The sequence below is a fragment of the Mesorhizobium sp. M0088 genome (assembly GCF_040322895.1).
Lineage (GTDB): Bacteria > Pseudomonadota > Alphaproteobacteria > Rhizobiales > Rhizobiaceae > Mesorhizobium.
Genome location: NZ_JAMYUI010000030.1, coordinates 60,252 through 77,718, shown reverse-complemented (window position 1 = coordinate 77,718; position 17,467 = coordinate 60,252). Strand labels below are relative to the sequence as shown.

General features: G+C 58.2%; 11 protein-coding genes and 6 pseudogenes. 5 read left to right on the top strand and 12 right to left on the bottom strand.

All coding sequences use genetic code 11. From position 1 onward, the window contains the following. Positions 1–3 precede the first annotated feature (3 nt). The 3 genes and pseudogenes from NKJ67_RS29600 to NKJ67_RS29585 form a co-directional block, all read right to left on the bottom strand. Positions 4–687 carry a helix-turn-helix domain-containing protein gene (locus NKJ67_RS29600; RefSeq protein WP_502905247.1) on the bottom strand — a complete coding sequence of 228 codons (684 nt, stop codon included), beginning with the start codon at positions 685–687 and terminating at the stop codon, positions 4–6. Beyond that, positions 629–1,027: a hypothetical protein gene (locus NKJ67_RS29590; RefSeq protein WP_352584830.1), complete on the bottom strand. Its 399-nt coding sequence runs from the start codon at positions 1,025–1,027 to the stop codon at positions 629–631. The genes NKJ67_RS29600 and NKJ67_RS29590 overlap by 59 nt, the downstream gene beginning before the upstream one ends. 21 nt (positions 1,028–1,048) lie before the next feature. Further along, a pseudogene (locus tag NKJ67_RS29585) lies at positions 1,049–1,174 on the bottom strand (transposase family protein); the annotation flags it as partial. Positions 1,175–1,412: 238 nt separating this feature from the next. Between NKJ67_RS29585 and NKJ67_RS29580 the strand changes: the two are divergent. Continuing rightward, positions 1,413–1,725: pseudogene (locus NKJ67_RS29580) on the top strand (integrase core domain-containing protein); the annotation flags it as partial. Positions 1,726–1,871: 146 nt separating this feature from the next. On the opposite strand, the gene NKJ67_RS29575 reads toward NKJ67_RS29580, so the two are convergent. Then, positions 1,872–3,074, bottom strand: a complete 1,203-nt coding sequence (locus NKJ67_RS29575) for a M24 family metallopeptidase (RefSeq protein WP_352584774.1) — start codon at positions 3,072–3,074, stop codon at positions 1,872–1,874. A gap of 445 nt (positions 3,075–3,519) precedes the next feature. Between NKJ67_RS29575 and NKJ67_RS29570 the strand changes: the two genes are divergently transcribed. Next, positions 3,520–4,086 carry an IS66 family transposase gene (locus tag NKJ67_RS29570; RefSeq protein ID WP_352584822.1) on the top strand — a complete coding sequence of 189 codons (567 nt, stop codon included), beginning with the start codon at positions 3,520–3,522 and terminating at the stop codon, positions 4,084–4,086. Here NKJ67_RS29570 and NKJ67_RS29565 read toward each other — a convergent pair. Continuing rightward, a complete protein-coding gene (locus tag NKJ67_RS29565; protein WP_352584772.1) occupies positions 4,075–5,427 on the bottom strand; it encodes an IS5 family transposase in 1,353 nt (450 codons plus the stop codon). The two genes, NKJ67_RS29570 and NKJ67_RS29565, sit on opposite strands and share 12 nt — an antisense overlap. A gap of 227 nt (positions 5,428–5,654) precedes the next feature. Here NKJ67_RS29565 and NKJ67_RS29560 point away from each other — a divergent pair. Beyond that, positions 5,655–5,969: pseudogene (locus NKJ67_RS29560) on the top strand (transposase); the annotation flags it as partial. Positions 5,970–6,169: 200 nt separating this feature from the next. On the opposite strand, the gene NKJ67_RS29555 reads toward NKJ67_RS29560, so the two are convergent. Next, entirely contained in the window at positions 6,170–7,465 is a 1,296-nt protein-coding gene (locus tag NKJ67_RS29555) for a serine hydrolase domain-containing protein (protein WP_352584770.1), read from the bottom strand. A 200-nt stretch (positions 7,466–7,665) separates the two neighbouring features. Here NKJ67_RS29555 and NKJ67_RS29550 point away from each other — a divergent pair. After that, a pseudogene (locus NKJ67_RS29550) lies at positions 7,666–7,847 on the top strand (transposase); the annotation flags it as partial. Between the two features lie 158 nt (positions 7,848–8,005). Here NKJ67_RS29550 and NKJ67_RS29545 read toward each other — a convergent pair. The 4 genes from NKJ67_RS29545 to NKJ67_RS29530 are packed head-to-tail and all read right to left on the bottom strand — an operon-like array spanning position 8,006 to position 13,045. Further along, on the bottom strand, positions 8,006–8,572 hold the full coding sequence (locus NKJ67_RS29545; RefSeq protein WP_352584768.1) for a sarcosine oxidase subunit gamma: 567 nt from the start codon (positions 8,570–8,572) through the stop codon (positions 8,006–8,008). Further along, positions 8,565–11,498, bottom strand: coding sequence for a sarcosine oxidase subunit alpha family protein (locus NKJ67_RS29540; protein ID WP_352584766.1), 2,934 nt, complete (start codon positions 11,496–11,498; stop codon positions 8,565–8,567). Before NKJ67_RS29540 ends, NKJ67_RS29545 begins: the two co-directional genes overlap by 8 nt. Continuing rightward, positions 11,495–11,785, bottom strand: a complete 291-nt coding sequence (locus NKJ67_RS29535) for a sarcosine oxidase subunit delta (RefSeq protein WP_352584764.1) — start codon at positions 11,783–11,785, stop codon at positions 11,495–11,497. The genes NKJ67_RS29540 and NKJ67_RS29535 overlap by 4 nt, the downstream gene beginning before the upstream one ends. A gap of 6 nt (positions 11,786–11,791) precedes the next feature. Then, positions 11,792–13,045: a sarcosine oxidase subunit beta family protein gene (locus tag NKJ67_RS29530; RefSeq protein ID WP_352584762.1), complete on the bottom strand. Its 1,254-nt coding sequence runs from the start codon at positions 13,043–13,045 to the stop codon at positions 11,792–11,794. Between the two features lie 745 nt (positions 13,046–13,790). Here NKJ67_RS29530 and NKJ67_RS35245 point away from each other — a divergent pair. Beyond that, positions 13,791–15,157: pseudogene (locus tag NKJ67_RS35245) on the top strand (ISKra4 family transposase); the annotation flags it as partial. A gap of 317 nt (positions 15,158–15,474) precedes the next feature. On the opposite strand, the pseudogene NKJ67_RS29520 reads toward NKJ67_RS35245, so the two are convergent. Beyond that, positions 15,475–15,941, bottom strand: a pseudogene (locus NKJ67_RS29520) (3-methyl-2-oxobutanoate hydroxymethyltransferase); the annotation flags it as partial. A gap of 35 nt (positions 15,942–15,976) precedes the next feature. Next, positions 15,977–17,431 carry an aminotransferase-like domain-containing protein gene (locus tag NKJ67_RS29515; RefSeq protein ID WP_352584758.1) on the bottom strand — a complete coding sequence of 485 codons (1,455 nt, stop codon included), beginning with the start codon at positions 17,429–17,431 and terminating at the stop codon, positions 15,977–15,979. Positions 17,432–17,467 lie beyond the last annotated feature (36 nt).

Below are 17,467 nucleotides of genomic sequence, written 5' to 3'. Positions count from 1 at the left end.
TGCTCATCCGAGAGATGTCGGGTGTTCGCTCAGCAGCCATGCACAGTTCCGACGCGATGGCGGCCGCCATCGCGAATTTGGTGGAGCGGTCGGTGGCCGCTCCTTGCGGGCGGCGGTCCACCTGTAGACGGTCGCCCTGCTGCCTGCAAAGCCGCGGTGCTTGATTTCGGTCCACAGCTGCAGCCCGTTGTGCTGGCCTTCCTCCCAGCGCTTCTCGAGGTAGTCTCGAAAAGGATCCATGAGGACGGAGCGCGCCGGCGGCCGCCGGTGCTCAGGCTCACCGCCCGCTGCAAGCCAGCGTTCGACAGTTCTGACGTTCATGCCAATCCGGGGGGCAATCTCGCGCGGCGACAGGCCGGAGTCCCGCAGGTCAAGGATCTCGGCATAGAGCTCACGGCGCTGGTTGCGCCGCGACCGACGCAAGCAATCAAGTTTCGGGGAAGTTTCTGCCTGTGGTTCCGGCTCGGCTTCGGCGTTTCCCGCCATCTCGGACACCATGGCCTTTCCGGCGGAGCTGACCGCCTTGCGATGGCGACCGACGGCCAGTCGCAACGCTTCGCCCAGGTTCTGGAGGAGATGCCAGCGGTCGGCGACCTGCGTTGCATCGGGCGCACCGCGACGGGCGCCCTCAGCATAAACGCCCGCACGATCGCGAGCGATGATCTCGATGCCAGGATAGCGTTCCAGCCACGACGCGACCGTATCGGCATTTCGATCCGGGCAATAGATCCAACACGCGGTTGCGCTCCAGATCGCAGATGATCGTTCCGTAGCGCTGCCCCTTGCGCCAGGCCCAGTCATCGATGCCGACCACACGCGGCGCTTGCGGCGGCTCGAACCCGGCCGCGCGGACCATCCGCAACAGTGTGTCGCCGCTTACCGGCATGGCGAGTCTGTCCGACAGGCGTGAGCCCGGCTCACCACCCGCCGCGAACCCGATCGCCAGCTGGCTTTCGCCGAGCCGAACCGTGCGCCAAGCTTTCGGTTGAACCGTCTCAGGAAGCCTCTCGGTGAAGATCCGTCGCATGCATTGTGAATTCGCGCATCGAAACCGTCGTACGTGGAGCCGGATTTCGACAACCCGCCCCTGCCACGGCAGATCGCTCAACCGGCGCATGTAGTGACTGTGGACGCGGCGGGTTCGGCAGCCGCAACATGGACAGCACGAGTCCATCGCCTTCGGCCGGGCAACAAGTACAACCCTGTCAGCCTACGGCAGAATTTGGACAATCGAAAGCTCGGGCGAAATCAGCGAGCGGAAGGCATGGAGCACGGGCAAATCACGGCGTCGATTGCGATTCCGGCTCTAGAACTTATTCGCACCGTCCGTGAATCCCGCAACCTGCACCAAATATGCGGAAGAACCCTTTCTGCTGCGGTTGATCGCGGCCGGGCCCTACAAGATCCACACCGTGCTTACCGACAACGGCTCGTGCTACAAGTCGAAAGCCTTCGCCAGGACCTGCCGCGAGCTTGGCCTCAAACATATCCGCACAAAAGCCTTATACGCCCAAGACCAACGGTAAGGCAGAGCGCTTCATTCAGACTGCACTCAGGGAATGGGCCTACGCCATTGCCTACCCGACCTCCGATCATCGTGCCGGAGAACTTCCCGTCTGGCTGCACCGATACAATTGGCATCGACCTCACGGCAGCCTAAAGTCCAAAACACCAATCAGCCGCCTCGGCCTAACCGAGGACAACCTGTTGAGGCTCCACATCTAGGTCGATTCGCGTCTCCATATCCATATGGCGGCACTGCGACCGGCCCCGGTCTCGTCTATCCCTGTCATCACACCCTCCGCCGTTGTCGTGCAGAGGGTGAAACTTGTCCTTAAATCAAGTCCGGTGCCTGGCTTTGTCATAGCCTGCTAAGCGTCGACCACGGTCAGTTCGCGGTCGTGTGCGGTAAGGATCTCGTAGCCCGACTCAGTTACGACCCATGTCTCACTGAAGCCCACTCCTGGAGTGCCGGGCTTGTCGATTGCAAGAACAGTATGAAACGTCATGCCCGGCTTTAATTCCAAATCGATTCCCTCGCGGATAAAGTATAGCTCTTCGCCCCAAGTGGGAGGGAATCCCAACCCAATCGAATATCCGTACATTCGTGTAGCGCTTGGTGCAGGACTGACGTCATTCATTCCGACACCGATTTCGCGCGCTATATCGTGTCCGTTGCGGCCTGGCTTGACCGCTTGAAATAGTAAATCCAATGTCTCATTGATTGCTTTGGACCGCGCCTCGACTAGTGGAGATGGCTTGCCGACGGCCACTGTGTGACAGATAGCACTGGTATATCGTTGATAGGCCGCTCCGAACTCCAGCTCAACTGTATCTCCAACTTGAATTGGAGTTCGCTTGAATGTGGTGTGCAAAAACCAATTGCGCTGCCCGGCTGACACAATAGGTTGGGTGCTAAAGTATTCACTTCCCTCGTTTATGAGGGAATGATAAATTACCGCAGCGATTTGGTTATCAGTCACTCCAGCTCGGATCATTGGCAAAGCAGCGTCGAGCGCTTTCATCGTGATGTTGGCAGAGCTACGCAAGTAATCTATCTCTGCTTCAGACTTAATCATCCGTGGCTGCCCAACCACATCTGAAGCATCAAGGAGCGATGCATTAGGTAAAGCGCGCTTCAGACCCTCGTAAAGATCGACACCAAGTCCTGGTTTCTTGATCTCCACGCCGATACGCTTGTTCTCGAGCTTTCGTTCTTTCAAGATATCCGCCAGGCCATTTGCTGCGCCTCTTTCATCGGACCAAGGGACGCCGCGGACGTCTCCCACCCAGCTCGTAAGAACAGCCGGACCAATCTCCAACTGGTGCATGTGCAGTACAGGCTCACCTTCCCGAGGAAGCACCATACATTTATACCAACCCGAACCGAAACTTTGGTATCCGCTTAGGTAGCTCAAGTTTGGAGTAAATGTTATAAGAAGGACATCAAGTCCCCTCGCATCCATAATATGTCTAACTTTCTCCACTCTGAGCCGATACTCCGACTCGGAGAAAGAAAGTTCCTTTGTCATGGGAAGTTTGGACAGTTCCTCGACATACTGATCATAGAGCATTCTGAGCCTTCTTTCTTCCGGGTCTGCTCCGGGCTGGTTGGAGCAGCCATACTGAGTGCGTCTCTTTTTAAGCACCTCCCGCAGGTCAGTTCAGCGAACCTGTGGGGATGTCTCTGGAGTCCTGAGGTGATGGCTTCGTCAGCAAAAACACCTCTTCCTCCCTCTCATCACTTGGAGCCGACGGCATCATAAGGAGCATCCTTTCGCGCATTTCGATCAATTTACCCAGATTGATGCAATATCTGGTGCAGAATAAGGAGGATTTGAAATAGTGCCGACAGGCCTGCGCATCCCTCGGGCGATCCGCCCCCCGATTCAGGGCGTTCGTGTTTGGCCTTCGCGCGCGAGCATATGCACCCTGGCCGCCAAGTTGGGCTCCGTGACGCTGGTTGTTAGCGAGGCGGCCGCCGCATGTGGCCGCATATGGACGGCCGCAACATAACCGCTGATATGTTCTGGAGAACATATCAGCGGCTACAATCAGCTCTACAAGGGCGGCGCCATTCGAGAAGCTGCCTGCCTGGCCCATCTGCGTCGCAAGATATTCGACGTTCACGACAGCCAGCCGACCGAGCTCAGCACGACGGCGATGGCCGGTATCCAGGCGATCTACCGGATCGAGGAAGAGATACGGGGGCTGCCGCCCGCCGACCGATTGGCCGCACGACGAAGTCGGACCCGACCACTGGTCCGTGCGCTGCGACGACAGCTCATGCGCCAGGGCAAGGGTTTGTCGCGCCATGCCGATATCGCCAAGGCCTTCGCCTATGGCACCAAGCGATGGCGCGCGTTCAACCGCTTCCTCTACGATGGCCAGCTCGAGCCCGACAACCTGATCGCGGAGCGTGCCATTCGTGGATTTACGGTCGGAAGGCGCAACTGGCTTTTCTCGGGCAACTTCGCCGCGGCGGAGCGGTCAGCGGTCGTGCTCAGCATCATAGAAACCTGCAAGCTCTGCGGCGTCGATGCCGAAGCCTACATGGTCCGCCCTGAACAACGGTTAAGCCATTGACACGGCATGGTCGCGGAGACGGGGGGAAGTATCCGGTTTCGCGGCTGAAGCAGCAAGCGCCAGCAGGATGAGCGCACGCCAAAGCGCCAGCGTGGCGAGGATGAGGCGCAGATTGTGGCCTGCGGCCACGAGCAGCGCATTGATGGCGTCGCCAACATGGCCGAGAAGGAAGTTCCGGTCCAGCCTCCCATCGGTTTTCATTTGGCCGATGGTGGCCTCGATGGCCGATCGTCGCTTCAGTTCCCGCTTCATGGTGGCCGTCAGGCCGCGCCGATGGCCGGCGATCATCACCGAGCCCGAGCCTTTGTAGTCGTGGCCGCGATAGCCCTTGTCGACATAGATGCGGTCCGGGTCGACGCCGCCGATCTCCACCGCCTGATCGACGGTCGCGGCGAGCGTATGGCCGTCATACGGATTACCCTCGAAGGATTTGGCGGCCAGCACGAGGCCTTCCCGGTTCGTCGTTGCGATCCCGACCTTGCAGCCAAACTCGTAGGGCGTACGGGCTTTGCCTTTCGAGATACAGACCACCTCGGGCGCATGCAGTGAATAGAGCTTGTTCTTGTCTTTCGGCTTCTGGACCAGCAGCCGCTCGACCAGCCCGAGCAATCGAGCAAACCTGACCTCGAGTTTGGCATTGCCGGCGATCTTGCGGCTGATGTCGCGGAACACGCGTCCGAGATAGGTGCGCAGGCGCTTCAGTTCGTGTCGCATCCGGCGGAACTGCCGGGCGTGGGCATAGCGGCCGGCGCGAACCGCCGCGGCCTTGGCGAGTCGGGTGTGGCTCTGCCTGAGCACGACGCCATGCCGCTTCGCCTGGCGAACCAGTATCTGGATGGCCTTCAGGTAAAGCCGGCTGTCGGTCGGATGGGCGATCGCCTTCGGCTGCACCGTGGTGTCGATGGTGATCCGCTCCAGCGAGTTCGGCTTGGCCGTCCCGGTGTCGAGTGCAACCTCGACGCTCGCCTTCAGCATTTCCTCAAGCCCCTCCGGCCCGATCCGCTTGCGCCAGCGCGTCATCGTGCTGGCGTCGATCGGCGCCTCGTGCTGGAAGAACTCGAAGCCGCAGAAATACTGCCAGTAGGCATTCTCCACCCAGCGATCCACCACCTCCTCGTCCGACAGGTCATGGACGTGCTTGAGGTAATGCAGCCCGACCATCAACCGCGTCGGCTTGGCCGGCCTGCCGACCGGACGGCAGAAGCGGCCGAACGTCTCATCGAACCGTGCCCATGGCATCAGACCTGAAAGCCGGACCAGCGGGTGCCTCATGTTGATGATCGCGTCCAGACGTTCGCGGAAGAGGTCATTCCTGTTGCGTGACGGACGGGATGGCAGCATCGCGAAAACACCGGAAAGGGACAGGATCGGATTCGATTTCCGGCATTTTCCAATACTTCAAACCCCTTGGGAATCCCTGCAACGCTATAGTCTTCCATGGTTCGTCCTCCTGGCATGCTGGCGTGAGGATAGGCTCGACGAGCAACCCTCGCTTCAACACTGCCAGTGTAGGGCGAACCACCTCACAGCCGGCAACCAGAAAGGACATAAGGTCTTACGCTGCGCCCGCTTCAAGCCTGATCGGGGATCGCGGATAAGACAGCGCCTGGTTCCGCCAAGAACTCCAAGCCAAAGGCATCGTGCCCTGCATCCCGTCGAGCCGCAGCCGCAAAGTCCCTTACGCCTACGACAAGACACTCTATCGCCAGCGGCACAGGGTCGAGAACCTATTCGCCAAGCTCAAGGACTGGCGACGCATCGCAACGCGCAACGACCGATGTGCCCACACCTACTTCTCCGCCATCTGCATCGCTGCAGCCGTCATCTTCTGGCTTCGCCAAAGCAGGTGTGAAATCCTGCGCCGGCTTTTTCCATGCACCTGATTTTGGGCTGACGGCGGGAATTCAAACCGGGTGGGCCGGAGTGCGGATTGCAGGCAAATCTCAGCCACGGGTGCCCACGAGCCTTTCCTTCTCTATCCGCGCCGCCTCGTAACCAAGGGTCCTGACGATCGCTAAGGCGGCGGTCGCTTCAAGCTGGGACCGCAGTCCGGATAAATGACGTCATCGAAAGCAGCCTGGCTTCACTCTTGCAACATCCTTCCGAGCGCCAGAAATTGCGGTACGCTGATCGGATCGTTACCCACGCTCGACCCGACTGGATGCGACGCGAACCTCGCGACCACCATTTCGGCCTCAGGGGCGATGTAGAGTCGCTGCCCGTGCATGCCCTTGCCTTCGAAAGCACCAAGCTCGTTGTGCGAAACGTACCACATCGCGCGATAAGAGTAGCCCCGCAATAGATCGGAACCAGTCTTTGCAAACTTGGCCGGATCGTCACCGCGACGGATCTCATCGATAACAGATGCGGGGATCAACTGGCTTCCATGCCAATCACCCTCACGTCGAATGAGCTCGCCGAAACGAGCCATGTCACGCAGCGTTGCCGACAAGCCGCCTCCGGCCATTGGCGTACCGACTGAATCAATGAGCATATAGCCATCTTCTTCACAACCTAACCGCGACCACAATTGTTGATGAAGATAATCGGCGAGATTAAACCCGGTCACCTTCGCCATTGCCCAGGCTATAACGTCGCTGTTAACAGTTTTGTACGCAAAGGCGTCGCCGTGCATACCTTCCTTGCGCAGCGCACGCAAGTAGTCGTAGAAGTTAGTTGGTACGTCAGAATGCGCGGGGCGCGGACGCATTCCGCAGGCAAGCATGTAAGTGCGAACGCCCGATGTCGGGTCTGCATAATCTTCTGTATATCCAACGCCAACTTGCATATCCATTACTTGGCGGATCGTAGCATCTTCCCACGCAGTACCCCGTAGCTCGGGAACATAGTGCGGGACTAATTTCGATTCATTTAGGATCCCTCGGTAAATCAAATCGGAAGCCAATGTGCCAACATAGACCTTCGTCACTGAATACAGAGCGTGCGCCAGCGATGGCTCCGACGCGCCAAAGTAGCGCTCATAAATTATGCGCCCTCGATGCAAAACGACAATGCCGTCGGTGTAGGTGTCGTACAACGCATCTTCGAACCGTGTTGTCCTGCCATTCAGATCGTCGAATTTCAATTCGTTGATTTCGTGGGCTCTGTCATACCGCTCGAAATGAGATGCCGCCTTGTTTCCCCGACGCACGTTTACAGTCGCGCCGAGTTCCCGCAAATGCGAAAGCGTCCACCGGATCTGAGGAAAGTCAAGAAATTGATCCCTTTCAAACGTGATCCGCTTGTCCGGCGAAGGCGGAAATCCTTGCATCCACCCGAGTAACCGAGGATCTGAATCCATTCCGCCAAGATATCTATCGTCACCGGCGCCAGAAAGACCATACGCCTGATTTTTATCAGCGTGCACGTCTTTGCTCATCTAGATCTCCACATTTGTACATTCCACGTGATCATGTAAGTAAGTTAAACTGCGAAAAAGTGACCACAGCGTCCCTGCATGAAGCCTAAACATCTCGACCCGGCCTTCCCAATAACCTGCCAAATCCAAAATCAATTGGCAGGGCAGCTGAAACATAAGCCTCGCAGCCGACCATAATGGCCTGCCTGCCTACGTGTCCTCCGAAGGAGCGTCGGCACAAACTGCATTCGCCAACCCGCTCGAAAGATTGAACGGCGAAATCAGGCGCCGCACCGAGAAGCGATCTTTCCGCCTCGTGGGTGTCTTGCTCCTCGACCAGGATAATTGGGGCCTCAGGCGCGCCCGATACGAGGGACTCAAAACCATCGCGCCCTCGGGCTGATCACGCCTCGTCAGCCTGCCAGCCGAGGCTCCTGAGCTAGCAGGCCCGCAACCAAGACATGGGCGACGGTCAGTGCCAGCTACACCACTCCAGGGGGCAGCAGCTGATTTTGCCGTCCGGTTTCAGTCGAACACGCCGCTTGCACCTTGCGCCGGTGCTCATGGAGCCCTTTCCTCCAACCTTTTTGCTCTTAACTCCAATGCGTGCCAAAGCGAAGAAGCAAACGATCGTGCGCCGAGCACAGCAACACGGGTTTCACTGCGGCGGATGACGAAACATATGGTATGCTCTAGGGCTGTGCGTGTCGCTTTCCCCGGACCGAAGTCGGCAAGATCGATGTTGATCAGTTTCTCCAGAAATGCGTCGATGGGCCACGTGCCGGCACGGGACTTAATTTCGACCGTTACCCACCCACCTGTCTGCTCGGTCACAGAGCAACCGGGGGCCGCCACCTTCAAAGTCATGGCAAAGTCTTCGTCCGCGCGGCCTTCGGTCTCGATCATCCACTGATCCGGCCCGGTCCAGAAAGCTGACACATCGTGACCTGCTACCCAGCATCCCGGCCCAGGCAATTTCAAACCGAACGGCTTGGGCTCAAGGGCTCCCCTGCGAAGCGTTAAGGAGGTAAGCGCCAAGTTCTTGCTCTCACAAAGTTCTAATACTGGAAGCATTGCACTACGAGGCTTTTCGGCGCCGAGCGCCATGAGCGGCTTCAGATTAACCACGCAAACGCACTCCTTGAGCATCCACGAAAGGCGCCGATACGACGCGGAGGCGTACATTTTCTCCTTCGACCGGATTCGACGCCACGATCACCTCGTCCAGCCGTTCAATACCGTTCTTGACAAAAGCGAGTCCGATCATCGTCCCTACATGGGGTGAATAGCAGGCCGATGTGATCCAGCCCTGGTCGTTATCGTGATTGAATGCTTCCCCTTCGGTGAAGAGATGTGCTCCGACAACGATCTTGTCCCTCGGCTCGACAGGTTGGAGACCCACCAGGCGCCGCGTATCCCCCGCAAGCCCTTCGCGACGAGACATGATCGCGCCAATGCAATCCTTCTTTTGGGAAACCATTTTGCCGAGCCCGAGCATTTCGGCGGTGGTTTGGCCGTTAAGCTGGGCTCCACCTACGTGACCCTTTTCCGTTCCTAGGACGGACAGCGCCTCGACCCCGAAAGGCGTTACTCTCAGATCAGCACCAATTTCCATCAATCGTTCCATCAGCGCGTAGCCGTAGCGGGTAGGCACCGCGATCTCGTAGCCAAGTTCTCCGACAAAGGAGACGCGGAAGAGCCGCGCCCGCAGACCGTCGCAGACCTGTAGCTCCGCGCAGGCCATAAAAGGAAACGCCTCATTCGAAAGGTCGAACCCGTCAACGATACGGGTCAGCAGCGTTCGCGAACTCGGTCCCGCAACAGCGATCTGCGCCCATGCCTCGGTCGTGGAAATCAGCTGTACGTCAAGCTCCGGCCATAAGCATTGCCTGGCGAAATCCATATTGCGATAAACCAGCCCAGCATTGGCCGTGGTTGTGGTGACCACAAAATGATCCTCGGCCAGCCGCGCGCACGTGCCGTCGTCATAGGCGAAGCCATCCTCGCGTAGCATCAGACCATAGCGAACGCGGCCGACCTTCAACGTCGATATCATGTTGCTGTACAGGTGGTCGAGGAACTTCCCCGCATCGATGCCCTGAACGTCGATTTTTCCGAGTGTCGACACGTCGCATAGGCCCACCGAGCTACGCACCGCCTTGGCCTCGCGATCTACGCTCTCGCGCCAATGCCTTTCCCCCTCACGGCGAAAATACTCGGGTCGCCGCCATGGGCTAGATTCATCAAAAACCGCACCCTGGGCTTCGGCCCAGCTGTGGGTCGGCGTAAGGCGGGGTGGGCGGAAGTGCGATCCAATATCGCCGCCGCCGAGGACAGCCAGCGCCACGGGAGTATAGGGCGGACGAAAGACCGTGGTTCCGGTTTCCGAGATTGTCTTTCCAGTGAGCTCCGCCATCACGGCGAGCCCAGTCACATTGGCGGTCTTGCCCTGATCCGTCGCCATGCCCATGGTCGTATAGCGTTTCAGATGCTCTACCGACCGCATGTTCTCAACATACGCGAGCTTGATGTCCTTTACTGTCACGTCGTTCTGGAAATCGACCCATGAGCGTTTTGTGCCCGGCACGTGAAACACCGGCGCAATGGCATATGCGTCGTCGCCCGGACACGGCAAACTAGGCAATTTTGCAGTTATCCCAATGTCCTCCAACGCACCTCTCGCCGTTTCCGCGCCGGACTGCAGCGCTGCCGCGGTCGAAAAGCACCCCACAGCAGCGCCCGCCACAAGCAAGCCTGGCGTTTCGTTCTGCTTGGGCAGGAACGCCAGCAATTGATCATTCCAGGTAGGCTTACCGCGATGATGCGAAGCCAGATGCACGTTCGGGTTCCAGCCACCCGCGACGCCAAGCCCGCCGCATTTGATCTCTTCGGTCCTGCCGTTTGCCAAAACCTCAATTGACTTCAAGCCAAGTCGGCCGCGCGATCCAGTCACCATGGCCCCCGCGATCAGCCGGTAGTCACCACGAGCCTTCGCCTCAGGGCGCACGTCGATTACCGCAGCGATCTGGACGCCCTTGGCCGCGAGATCCAGGGCGGTACGGTGACCGTCCTCGTTGTTCGTGAAGACAGCGACCTTGTCGGAGGGGCACGCCGCCCAGCGATTTGCGTATGCGCGCATCGCGCCGGCCAGCATGATGCCAGGACGATCATTGTTCGCAAAGGCGATGGGCCGCTCTATCGCGCCTGCAGCCAACACTGCGCGTTTCGCGGTGATGCGCCAAAATGTCTGGCGGACTCGGCCACCGGGCTCAGCGAGATGATCCGAAACACGTTCCACTGCACCGTAGATGCCGTGATCATAGACGCCGAAAACCGTGGTACGGGTCATCACCCGAAGACGCGGCAGGCTTTCGAATTCTGATTCTAACCCTGAGATCCAATCGGCGACCGGCACCTCGCCCAGTGTTTCCGTCTCGCACAGGAGCCGTCCGCCCAAGCGGAAATCCTCTTCCACCAGGATCACACGGGCGCCCGAACGAGCTGCCGTCAGCGCCGCAGCAAGCCCAGCCGGCCCCCCGCCGATCACGAGGAGGTCGCAATGCAGGAAGCCCCTGTCATAGGCATCGGGATCGGGCTGCATTGAGATCTTTCCGAGCCCCGCAGCTCTACGGATGGCGGGCTCGTAAACCTTCTCCCAGAAGCTCTTCGGCCACATGAAGGTCTTGTAGTAGAACCCCGCTGTGAAAAGCGACGACAACAGGTCGTTGATAGCCATTGCGTCGAAGTCAAGCGAGGGCCACCGATTCTGGCTTCGCGCAACCAGCCCCTCGAACAACTCAACCGTTGTCGCGCGGGTGTTGGGCTCTTGCCGGGCACCGGTACGCAGTTCGACTAGAGCATTGGGCTCCTCCGAGCCTGCAGTCAGCACCCCTCGGGGACGATGATATTTGAAGCTGCGCCCCACCAAGCGAACGCCGTTGGCTACGAGGGCCGAGGCGAGCGTGTCGCCAGGATGGCCTTGATAGCTTCTACCGTCGAACTTGAAGTTAAGCGTTTGTGACCGGTCGATTAATCCGCCCGTAAGCCGAGTCATGGTTCGCTCCTCGCTCGCGCAAGAGCAATGTCCCGCGCCAACTCCGCTCCGAGAATCTCATGTGTGACCGTGTTGCGCGTAACCACTAGACAGGAACGGTCGCCCTGCTCGTGAAACCACAGCTCGCGGTGAGTGCCTGCCGGATTCTCACGCAAATATACATAGTCATAAAAGGCGGACTCAGCAGCCGGTGCAGACGGGTCTGGGCGCTCGATAAGCCGGGCGTCACCGAGATAGATAAATTCTCTTGCATCGCGCAAGCCCAGAAGTGGATGGGGGATCAGCATTTGGCCTCACTGCAATTGCGGCTGCGCACCCGCGCCCAGTTCATCGATTAATAGTCCTCTCGCGAATCGATCGAGTCGGTAGGCGCGCGCGGTCTCATGAGGAGTATCGGTAGCGAGCAGATGGGCAAAAGCGTAGCCACTGGCGGGCGTAGCCTTGAAGCCCCCTACGCACCAGCCTCCGTTGAAATAAAGGCCTTCAACGCCCGTTCGGTCGATAATCGGCGAACCATCCATCGACATATCCATAATGCCGCCCCATTGCCGCAGAAGTCGCACGCGTCCAATCATCGGCATAATGGCCATGGCCCCTTCGCATACCTCCTCAAGCAAGGGCAGATTGCCGCGCTGTGCGTAGGAGTTATAGCCGTCGATATGCCCACAAAATACCAAGCCTCCTTTGTCGGATTGGCTTACGTAGAAGTTCCCAGCGCCGAACATGATCACACCCGGAATGGTGGGCTTTAGGCCCTCCGTCACGAACGCCTGCAAGACATGGCTCTCGATCGGAAGTCGCATGCCCGCCATCGCCATCACGCGGCTAGAGGAACCTGCCACCGCCACTCCGACCTTAGAAGCACCTATGTAGCCGCGCGACGTGTCCACGCCGCGGATCTTGCCGTCGACGATCCGAAAACCCGTGACCTCGCAATTCTGTATGATATCCACACCCCCCAGATCGGCGCCACGAGCGTACCCCCATGCAACAGCGTCATGTCGTGCCGTTCCGGCGCGCGGCTGCATAAAGCCGCCATGGATCGGAAAGCGTGTGCTGTTGTAGTTTAGGAAGGGCACCATCCTTTGTAGTTCCTGCCGGCTCAACAACCGGGCGTCCGCGCCGGACAGCATCATCGAATTGGCGCGGAGCCGATAGTTGTCGAGCTCCCAATCCGAGTGAAAGAGGTAGATAACGCCGCGCTGCGAGACCATCGAATTGAAATTCAATTCCTGCTCCAGTCCCTCCCAGAGCCTCAGCGAAAACTCGTAGAAAGGCCCATTCCCCGGCAAAAGGTAATTGGAACGAATGATTGTCGTGTTTCGGCCAACGTTTCCGGAACCAAGCCAACCCTTCTCCAATACAGCGATACGGGATTGGCGGAATGATTTGGCTAAATAATAAGCTGTCGCAAGGCCATGCCCGCCTCCGCCCACTATGATATAGTCGTAAAACGGCTGCGGATCGGGATTGCGCCACAAAGGCTTCCACCCAGAATGACCTTTAATCGCCTCAGCAAAGACGCGAAATCCCGAAAATCTCGTCAATGGAGTCCCCGATAATACAAGAAGAACTACTATCTTAATACAAGAAGAGCTACTATCTCGTCATTGAAACGAGACGCGTCCTGCCGAATCTGATGGCGAAGAATAATGCTTGGGAGCAAACTGAAGACGCACAAAAGATGTCGAAAATGCGCCACCTGCATCAAAAATCCGCGGCGTATGATGTAGTTGTTTCACGTAGGAGACACTTTGGCTCTGATGGCGTTTTTGCAAGACGACGGCTCGACACATGAGGGAGCAGCGTAGTGCCGAGGAGCTCGCAGAGTCGCTTTGCGCGCTCGCGCGAGGGGCAGTCCTCTCACTTTGCGCGCTCGCGCGAGGGGCAGTCCTCTCAACAGTGATCCGCGCTTCCCGGATTGGGAAGATCCGCGCTCAATGACGCGGGCGTATAGCGCGCCGTGCCGATCTTATCACCTCTGGGAGCCTACCGACCAGCTCTGGCAGGACCGGACTGTCGCCGCCGCGGCCGGATGTGCATTCGACGGGGACGAAGTGGATGTTGCAGTGTAATCTAACGCAAGACGGACGTTGCTACGTTATCTCCATCCCGCCCGGATCAAAAGCGAACCGCGCATCGGCAGCGATCGCAGGCAGTATTTCTTTAACAGCGAGGGCCAATCGGGCTATCCTCACTTCTAACGAGACCGGTAACTTCTCCGGGGTCGGCCACGATTTGTTAGCACCGCTGGTCCATCACCATCGCTTTTGTTGCGGAGAAAGTGACGCGATGGAGTGGACGATCTCGATCGAGGGGAAAAGCGCGCTTGGCGATGTCTGTCGCCAAGAAGTTCGGATTGAGAAAAGCGACGAACGCTTGCTCGACGGTGATATCGGCCTGTCGATCGACGACGGCAAGAAAATCATGACGGCCCTGCAAAGCGCGGTCGTGAACCACGAGGCGGATACCTATGCCCTTTCTCGCCGGGTCTGCCCCGATTGCCACACGTTTCGGCCGGTCAAAGACTATACGATGCGCCGAATTCGAACGGTCTTTGGTACTGTGGAGGTTCGCAATCCACGATGGATGCTATGCCAGAACTGTCACCCAGGAATGGTAGCCGCGTTCGCGCCGTTGAAGGAAATCTGTCCGGATCGGGCAACGTCCGACCTGATGGAACTGACGGCGCGACTGGGAAGCATGATGCCGTACCGGCAGGCCGCCAGCGTGCTCGCCGAATTCCTGCCCATCGAACCGACCGAGACTCATGCGACCGTGCGAAAGCGGACCATCAAAGTCGGCGAGCGGCTCGACGCACTGAGGAAACCTGGCGCGCGAGAATGCAGATGGAGGAACGACATCAGCTCGAAATGCAGCTTCCTGGCGATCGACGCAAAGAGTTCGTCATCAGCATCGATACGGCGCACGTTCGCAGCGCCGATCCCAATTCAGCGCGAAACTTCGAGCTCGTCGTCGCCAGATGCGGTCGCGGAGGTCGGGGAGACGTCGGCGGTCGCTACTTTGTCACCGCCAATACTGACCAACCTGCGATACGCGATCGAGCGCTTCACGCTCTTCGGGAAGAGGGGTATTGCGGCTTTGGGGACGTCACCGTGATCTCGGACGGAGCCGAAATCCTGAAGCGGCTTCCGCGCGCCATGCCGAAATCGACGACCCACATCATCGACTGGTTCCACATCGCCATGAAGATCCAGCCCATGCAGCAGATCGCGGATCACGTGATCCGATCCCAGTCTGGTCTCGCTGAAACACTTCCGACCATCGGCAGGGACATCAGAGCCGTGAAGTGGCGTCTGTGGCACGGTGGCGTGGATCGCCCGACCCACGACCTGGAGCAGCTCTTGGCAAGCTTGCATGTCTCGCAAGGAGAAGGCGAGCTCTCAATGGTGCGCCTCCACAGCCTCGGGTCTCAGCTCCTCACCTACATCCGTTCGAACCGCAGTGCGATCGTCAACTATGGAAAGCGCTACCAAGCAGGACTTCGCGTGGCCACGACCCTTGCCGAGTCGGCAGTCAATTCCGTGATCGCCAAACGCATGGTCAAGAAGCAGCAGATGCGCTGGTCTCTACATGGTGCTCACATGCTAATGCAGGTTCGGACAGCCGAGATGAATAGGGAGCTTCGCGACCGACTGCGGACACGATTTCGAGCACCAGAGCCGAGCGTGCCTTCACTATTCAAGCCCAAACCCCCCTACTGTGCGCCGCGTAACCCCGGAGAAGTTACCGGTCTCGTTTGCCTCATAGCGGGCAACAACACCCCCGGTGCAACGAGGAGGTGGTGCAAGCCCAGAGATGGGATGCGAACAAAAAAGCGGCTGTCGTTGAAACATGTCCAAAGACAGCCGTGTGACCCTGCGTGGCTGGGGTTAATGCCATTCGCAGGTCAGGAGGTGCTTGGCGCCGCCGTCTTTCTTGTCCCATGTCCTCTCCGGTTCGTGAAACTGAGCTGTCATGTTTGCACTCCCTTATCCTCAACATCCGGTACAGGATCTAACACATGCTCGGCTGCGGGAAACCGGCGCTCCAGGACCTCTTGTGCATAGGTTCCGAAGCATGTCATCGACGACAAGGATTTGACGGTCACAGGCGACAGAGGCGCCGATGCCGATTGTCGGGACATCGAGTTCGTCCGCGATGCGTCGAGCCGGTGGCTCCGGGATCTGTTCCAGAACGACCGAAAACGCGCCGGCTTGCGCGATGGCCAGAGCGTCCTTGACGATCTGTTCGCCGGCCTCGCCTCTGCCTTGGACCAGATAGCCTCCCAAGATTTTGACCGCCTGCGGCGTCAAGCCGACATGTCCCGTTACAGGGGATGCCACGCGCGGTGAGGAAGGCGATCGTTTCGGCCATTTGAACTCCACCCCCGATCTTGACTGCCGCCCAACCCGTTTCCGTCATCAAGCGTGCTGCGTTTCGAGAGGTTGTTCAGGGACGCTTCGATCTGATGCTCATCACCGCCCGACCGACTTGTGCATCATCTCACCCAGTTTCGCCAGATAAGTTTCGTTCTGAGCGATCCATGGGAACGAGAAGTTAAGCGCAACGAAGTTTCGGAAGGAGGCCTCGATCGAGAAAATAGGACCTGGGAGAAAACTGAAGTCGGATTCTATCGCGTGAAGTAAAGCGCTAGTAGCGTCGAAGCCGACTGGCCCTCGTACCCAGCACATGTACCCGCCGACGGGAGGCGATACAACACATTCACTGGGAAAATGTTTTGCCATTAAATCGAGGCCCCGTTGCATTCTCGCGGCAAGTGTGCCGCGCAACTGCCTCAAATGTCGATCCTGACTACGGGTAGCCAGGAACGTGGCGATCGCGCGCTGGACAATACCATCACCGCTGTTCAGTCCATGTGCATACTGGTGAGTCATCAAACGTCGTGTGTGGGTGCCGGCAATGATCCAACCCAATCCATACGCTGGCGGGAGCGAGGCCATGAAACTCCCGAATTGCACCACGATATCGGACGGATCGTGTTGTTTGAACGAAGGCTGTCTGCTGCCATCGTAGTTCAGGTCGCTGAACATGTCATTTTCGAGAATAAGGACCTGGTGTTGGCGAGCAATTTCCACAACACGGCGCATTGTTTGCTCGGAATAGGTCACGCCTGTGGGATAGTGATTGGAGCCCATAAGCAATGCCACGCGAACCGAATTAGAGCGGACAAGATGCAGGAATTGTTCGGGATCGATGCCGGAGCGCGGGTGGGAATAAATTTCCACCACGGAGAGGCTCTTGCGGTTCAATCCGGCCAGCATTGGAAAATAAGAAGGACTTTCGACAAGAATGACGTCTCCTGGCTTGGTAAATGCGTTGAGGCACATGTCGAAGCACGACATGCCAGTGTTGCCGACAACGATTTCCCCGTGCGCTACGACGCTTCCCCGCCTTGATGCGCGGCGAGAAATTTCATGTCGCAACTGCACGTCGCCTTGTGGTGAATCGCACCCAACAAGCCTGGTCTCGCCTTGGCGCAAAAGCTGGCGCAAAAGCCGGTCTATGTCGTTGCGGTCGAATAGGTCCGGACTTGGGTAGAAGCTGCCGAATGCGCCAAGCTCATTTGAATACCAAATATGTAGCAAAGCCTCAGGCAGATTTTTTACAGTCTCTCCATGGACATCGTGGCCATTCTTCCCTGGTTCTGTCACTGGCGCTGGAACACCGACGACATAGAAGCCCGACCGGGGCCGTGCCTCGCATACCCCCTCAGCCTCCAAGAGCTCGTATGCATGATGCACTGTCATCGGGCTATAGCCGGTATCTTCGCTTAACTGCCGGACAGACGGCAGGCGATCACCGACTCTCAGAGTCCCTGTGCGAATGCCGCGCTTGATGAGGTCAACGACAAATTCGTAGCGGCGCATAGCCACTGTCTTGGAAATATGGGGCATAGGATTGGAGTTCATACCGTAAATGGCACCTGCGATGTCTGCACAAGAAAG